Annotated in this window: 5 protein-coding genes and 1 pseudogene; 3 read left to right on the top strand and 3 right to left on the bottom strand. The window is 61.0% G+C overall.

Annotated elements, in window-relative coordinates; all coding sequences use genetic code 11:
- Window positions 1-39 precede the first annotated feature (39 nt).
- From gshA to GNZ12_RS27400, 3 genes are all read right to left on the bottom strand, one after another.
- On the bottom strand, window positions 40-1329 hold the full coding sequence (gene gshA / locus GNZ12_RS27390) for a glutamate--cysteine ligase (RefSeq protein ID WP_172315315.1): 1290 nt from the start codon (window positions 1327-1329) through the stop codon (window positions 40-42).
- Window positions 1330-1558: 229 nt separating this feature from the next.
- Window positions 1559-3076, bottom strand: coding sequence for an ammonium transporter (locus GNZ12_RS27395; protein ID WP_172315316.1), 1518 nt, complete (start codon window positions 3074-3076; stop codon window positions 1559-1561).
- 59 nt (window positions 3077-3135) lie between these two features.
- Entirely contained in the window at window positions 3136-3474 is a 339-nt protein-coding gene (locus GNZ12_RS27400) for a P-II family nitrogen regulator (protein WP_006048089.1), read from the bottom strand.
- Window positions 3475-3871: 397 nt separating this feature from the next.
- Here GNZ12_RS27400 and GNZ12_RS27405 point away from each other — a divergent pair, with 397 nt between their 5' ends.
- The 3 genes and pseudogenes from GNZ12_RS27405 (at window position 3872) to GNZ12_RS27415 (ending at window position 5797) form a co-directional block, all read left to right on the top strand.
- The gene (locus GNZ12_RS27405) at window positions 3872-4129 is read left to right on the top strand and encodes an accessory factor UbiK family protein (RefSeq protein WP_074285568.1); all 258 of its coding nucleotides are present in this window, start codon (window positions 3872-3874) and stop codon (window positions 4127-4129) included.
- Window positions 4130-4250: 121 nt separating this feature from the next.
- A pseudogene (locus tag GNZ12_RS27410) lies at window positions 4251-5027 on the top strand (magnesium chelatase domain-containing protein); the annotation flags it as partial.
- A gap of 248 nt (window positions 5028-5275) precedes the next feature.
- Window positions 5276-5797, top strand: a complete 522-nt coding sequence (locus GNZ12_RS27415) for a DUF6398 domain-containing protein (protein ID WP_172315317.1) — start codon at window positions 5276-5278, stop codon at window positions 5795-5797.
- Window positions 5798-6000 lie beyond the last annotated feature (203 nt).

Consider the following 6000-nt stretch of genomic DNA (forward strand, 5'->3'; position numbering starts at 1 on the left):
ATGGCGGCACGCATGCCGCCATCGTCCACCTCGCGTGGCTTAAACCTGAATGGCTTCCGGATCGGTCTTTTCCAGCTCGACCGATGCGGCCAGCAACCCGAGTCGCGCCACCACGCCGTACATATAGAAGCGGTTCGGCACCGCCGCGCCAGGCTTGGCGTGCGCATCCGGCAGGGCCGTATGTTCGAAGCCGAGCGGCACGAAGTGCATGCCGGGTGCGTTCAGATTCTGGTCGCGCTCACGGCTGCCGTGCACGCGGTAGAAGCCGCCCACCACGTATCGGTCGATCATGTACACGACCGGCTCGGCGACTTCCTCGCCGATCCGCTCGAAGGTGTACACGCCTTCCTGCACGATCACGTCGTGCACTTCGAGACCGTCTTTGGTGGCCGCCATCTTGGCGCGTTCGCGCTTGGTAAGCGCGGCCACTTCCGACGCGTCGTGCACGGTCATCACACCCATGCCATACGTGCCCGCATCCGACTTGATGACGACATACGGTTTCTCGGAGATGCCGTACTCGCGGTACTTCTTGGCGATCTTCTTGAGCACGCCGTCGATCGCATCCGCCAGCGCTTCTTCACCCGTGCGTTCCTGGAAATCCACCCCTTCGACATGCGCGAAGTACGGATTGATCATCCACGGATCGATTTCGACCATCTTTGCGAACTTCTTCGCGACGTCGTCATAACAGGAGAAGTGCGTCGATTTGCGGCGAACGGCCCAGCCTGCGTGCAGCGGCGGCAGCAGATACTGCTCGTGCAGATTTTCCAGTATGGGCGGAATACCGCCGGACAGATCATTGTTCAGCAGAATCGAGCACGGGTCGAAATTCTTCAGGCCGAGGCGCCGCGGCGTGCGTTCGAGCGGTTCGAGCACGAGCTTCTGGCCGTCGGACAGTGCAATCGTGACAGGCCCGACGATGCTTTCGTCGAGCGTGCCGAAACGCACGTTCAAGCCGGCCTGGCGCATGATCGCGGCCAGACGGGCGACATTCTCGAGATAAAACGCGTTGCGCGTATGGCGCTCCGGAATCACCAGCAGATTTTTCGCGTCCGGGCAGATCTTCTCGATCGACGCCATCGCGGCCTGCACGGCAAGCGGCAGCACTTCCTGCGGCAAATTGTTGAATGCGCCGGGGAACAGATTGGTGTCGACTGGCGCAAGCTTGAACCCCGCGTTACGCAGGTCGACTGAACAGTAGAACGGCGGCGTGTGCTCCTGCCATTCGAGCCGGAACCAGCGTTCGATGGCGGGGGTAGCGTCGAGGATCTTCCGCTCGAGGTCGAGCAGCGGGCCGTTTAACGCCGTAACTAGGTGCGGAACCATTGATCACTCGCAGACTGGAGAAAAAAGATTGTAGAGCAAATGCTTTGTCCATTTGGGGACGCTTTCTCCATTCGCAAGCCGATGCGGATGCATTCTCGCTATCGCAATGATAGGCGCGGAAAACTACTGCTCACAAGATGCGCGGCTAGAAAAAAGCCCGCCATAAAGGCGGGCCAAAGTCGCTGCGCTTGATTCTGATCCGCAAGCCTTGGAACTTGCAGGGGAATCCTTATTCGACGTGTTCGCCGTGCAGGCTCACGTCCAGACCTTCGCGCTCCTCTTCTTCCGTCACGCGCAGGCCCATCACCATGTCGATGACCTTCAACAGGACGAAGCTCACCACGCCGCTGTAGATCAGCGTCGTCAGCACGCCCTTGGCTTGCAGGATCACGCTGCCGTCCGAGCCGCCGATGTCCTTGACCGCGAACACGCCGGTCAGCAGCGCACCCACGATACCGCCGATGCAGTGCACGCCGAACGCGTCGAGCGAGTCGTCGTAACCGAGCTTGTGCTTGAGCCACGTTGCCGACCAGTAGCAGATCACGCCTGCCGCGATACCGATCACGAGCGAACCCGTCATACCGACGAAGCCCGAAGCCGGCGTAATCGCCACCAGACCTGCCACGGCACCCGACACGATACCGAGCACCGACGGCTTACCCTTGGTTGCCCATTCGGCGAACATCCATGCGAGTGCTGCTGCTGCGGTTGCCACTTGCGTTGCGAACATGGCGAAACCGGCACGGCCGTCTGCCGCCACCGCCGAACCCGCGTTGAAGCCGAACCAGCCTACCCACAGCATGGCGCCACCGATCAGCGTGAGCGTCAGGTTATGCGGCGCCATCGATTCCTTGCCGTAGCCGACACGCTTGCCGAGCACCAGCGCGCAGACCAGCGCCGCGATACCGGCGTTGATGTGCACCACCGTGCCGCCCGCGAAGTCGAGGATGCCCGCGCTAGCCAGCCAGCCGGTCGGTTCCCAGACCATGTGCGCGATCGGCGAATAGACGATGATCGACCACAGCGTCATGAACACCAGCATCGCCGAGAACTTCATGCGATCGGCAAACGCACCCGTAATCAGTGCCGGGGTAATGATCGCGAATGTCATCTGATAGACGACGTAGACCGTTTCCGGGATCGTCGGGGCGAGGTGGCTGACCGTCAGCGTCGTGGCCTTGTCGCCGTGGATGTAGTTCATGCCCGCCATGAAGAAGCGCGAGAAGCCGCCGATGAACGAGTTGCCCGGCGTGAAGGCGAGGCTGTAGCCCACAATGACCCAGACGATCGACACCAGGCAGGTGATCGCGAAGCTTTGCATCAGGATCGCGAGCACGCTCTTCTTGCGGACCATGCCGCCGTAGAACAGCGCCAGACCCGGGATCGTCATGAACAGCACGAGCGCGGTGGAGGTCAGCATCCAGGCGGTGTCGCCCGAATTGATCTTCGACGAATCGACCGAGAACGGCGCGGTCGGCGCTGCCGGTGCGGCGGCAGCGGCTGCGGCCGATGCATCAGGTGCGGCTGCGGCGCTGGCAGCCGGTGCGGCGGACGCGTCCGCGGCCGGTGCCGAAGCCGCGGCGGCTGCAGGGGCGGCCGAAGCGTCAGGCGCCGGCGCGCTCGCCGTCGTATCGGAAGCAGCGGCCGAGGCGGCTGCAGGGGCGGAAGCGTCGTCCGCGAGGGCGGCGCCGATACCGCCCGCGAGCAGCGAACCGGCCATCAGCATGGACATCAATAATTTGCGCATCTTCGTTTCCTCTTGTCGCTATCTGTGTCGCTATCTTTTGGTATTACAGAGTTTTGGTATTACAGAGCGTCCGCGCCGGTCTCCCCGGTGCGAATCCGAATCACTTGTTCGATCGGCGTGACAAAAATCTTGCCGTCGCCGATCTTGCCGGTGCGTGCCGCGCGTTCGAGCGCCTCGATCGCCTGATCGACGATGTCGTCCGAGACAGCCGCCTCGATCTTCACCTTCGGCAGGAAATCGACGACGTATTCCGCGCCCCGATACAGTTCCGTGTGGCCCTTCTGACGACCGAAGCCTTTGACTTCCGTCACCGTGATGCCGGAGACGCCGATGGCCGACAAGGCTTCGCGCGCCTCATCGAGCTTGAACGGCTTGATGATTGCGGTAATGAGTTTCATGACATCCCTCGCTTAGTTGCGTAACCCGTTGCGTAACCTGTTTGCGTACCCGTAACCCGCTCGCGTGGTCTCGTCCCGCTGCCGGTAAAAAGGTGCCGGCAGTGCGCGCCGGGCAGTAACAGCAACTCGCGTGCCAGTTGTGTCAGACTTCGCCTCCAGGCACGCTGCAAAAGGGGCGCAGGCGGCCCTGGCTGGATGGCCAACGTTGGCGGGGCATGCTGGCGCGGCGCATGGATCGTTGCTAGAGTGTTCGAAGGCTTTTAACATTTGAGCGCGCACCAAACGGGCTCATGCGACAGCGGCAGTCAACCGGTCATGCACCAAGACGGCTCATTACACGTGACAAAGCACAGACGCAACGAAACATGCACATTTTTTGTGCACCAAAGGGAACGCCATGAAACAACCGAACGATGTCTTTAACGATTTTCAGGCCCGCATGAGCGAGCTGTTCAAGAACTCGCCGGCCAAAGATGTCGAACGCAACGTGAAAGCCATGCTGTCGCAGGGCTTCTCCAAGCTCGACCTGGTCACGCGTGAGGAATTCGATACGCAAACCCAGGTGCTGGTGCGCACCCGTGCGCGCCTCGAAGAACTGGAGCGCCGCGTTGCCGAGCTGGAGCAGAAGCTGCCGGTCACAACGCAAACGTCCTAAGACTTTGCGCGCGGCGCTTTAGCTGCGCAGTGCTGCACATCACTGGCAAGCGAGCCGTGACGTCATCAGCGTTTTAGGGGATTCGCGCGCGCCCTCGGCGCGCCGTCCGACGGGAGAAAACATGTCGCTTGCCGTGGTGCGCAGTCGCGCGCCGGCCTCTGGCCGCGCGCCCGAAGTAACCGTCGAGGTTCACCTCGCGAACGGATTACCCTCTTTTTCCATCGTCGGCCTTCCCGATCTGGAAGTGCGCGAAAGCCGCGAGCGCGTGCGCGCGGCGCTACAGAACTGCAGCTTCGATTTCCCCGTGCGGCGCATTATGGATCTCGCGCCAGCCGATTTGCCGAAGGAGTCCGGCCGCTTCGATCTGCCGATCGCCTTAGGCATTCTGGCAGCGAGCGGGCAGATTCCGGCCGAGTCCCTCCTGCACCGTGAATTCGCCGGTGAGCTGTCACTGACCGGCGCGCTGCGGCCGATGCGCGGGGCTTTCGCGATGGCCTGTGGCACGGCCCGCAGCGGTACTTGTCACGGCGAACTCGGCGGCGTGCCTGCTTCGGCGTCTGCTCGCATGACTTCAGGTGAACCGGCGACGCCCGAAACGTCCGCTCAATCCACCCCACAGCTCTACCTGCCCGCTGCAAGCGCGGCCGAGGCGGCGCTCGTCCCCGGTGTCGATGTGTACGGCGCCACCGATCTGCCATCGTTGTGCGCCCATCTGGCCGGAGCGCCCAACGCCCGGCTCCACCCTGTCGCGGCACCTGACCTCAGCGAGACCGCACCCGCCGCCGTCCCCGACATGACCGATGTGATCGGCCAGCGCGGCGCGCGCCGCGCCCTGGAAGTCGCCGCGGCCGGCGGCCATCACGTCTTGACTTATGGCCAATTAAACCCGTCTGCCGGTACATTGCAGCGATTAGGGCTTAATTTTCCTGCAAGTTCGCGCAAGTTCAGCAATCACGCGCGGGAAACTGGGTTTAATCGGCCTTACAGACATATTGTGTCCATCCGTCAGATCCAGATAACCGGTCGAGCCGATTCGCCCGGGTGCGGCCACAAGCGGACGCTCGTGTTGCGCCCAATACTTCCAAGGAACGTTTGGCTTCAGTCCGCCGATCTGTAAAATCGTGGTGTTGTCTTTTGGTAACCACCATGTCCACCACTGAGAAAATTCCTAAGTCCATGGCGGAGAAGTTTTCCGCCATTACCGCTCACACTGACGCGTTTTGCGAAAAGCACCTCAATGACGAATATCGTGTAGTGATCCACCGTGTCATCGGCACGCTTGCTAGAAAGCGACCGTCGCCTTTGCTACGGGGCGAGGAGAATGTTTGGGCCGCTGCTGCCGTCCATGCTGTTGGACGAGTCAATTTTCTTGATGACCCTTCGCAAACGCCGCACTGTAAGCCGAAGATCATCTATGAATTCTTCGGAATTGCAGAGAGCACCGGACAGCGCAAATCCAAGGAAATCCGGGATATATTGAAAATTGGGCCAATGTCGCACGAATGGACATTACCTAGCCGACTTGCTGAAAATCCTGCGGTGTGGCTGCTGCAGGTCAATGGTCTAATAATTGACATTCGACGGGCCCCTATGGAATTGCAGCAGATAGCTTTTTCGAAACGTTTGATTCCCTTCGTGCCAGATCAGAAGGCTCGGCAAACTGAATGAGCAGCGTCGCCGACCGGCGCAGCGCATCGCGTGGACAGCAGCTGTTCGACCTGAGACAGGCGACGGTCCGTTTGCTCCTGAGTTCGACAGTTAATCGCGCAAGCACCTGATTTTATTGATGTCGATTTTAAAAATTGCCACTACAACAGCGCGAGCTGCTGCGGGGCGACCGGTTTTTTCACGTTCAGTGCATTGAGTACCTC

The organism is Paraburkholderia solitsugae (assembly GCF_013177695.1).
In the GTDB taxonomy this organism is placed as follows: domain Bacteria; phylum Pseudomonadota; class Gammaproteobacteria; order Burkholderiales; family Burkholderiaceae; genus Paraburkholderia; species Paraburkholderia solitsugae.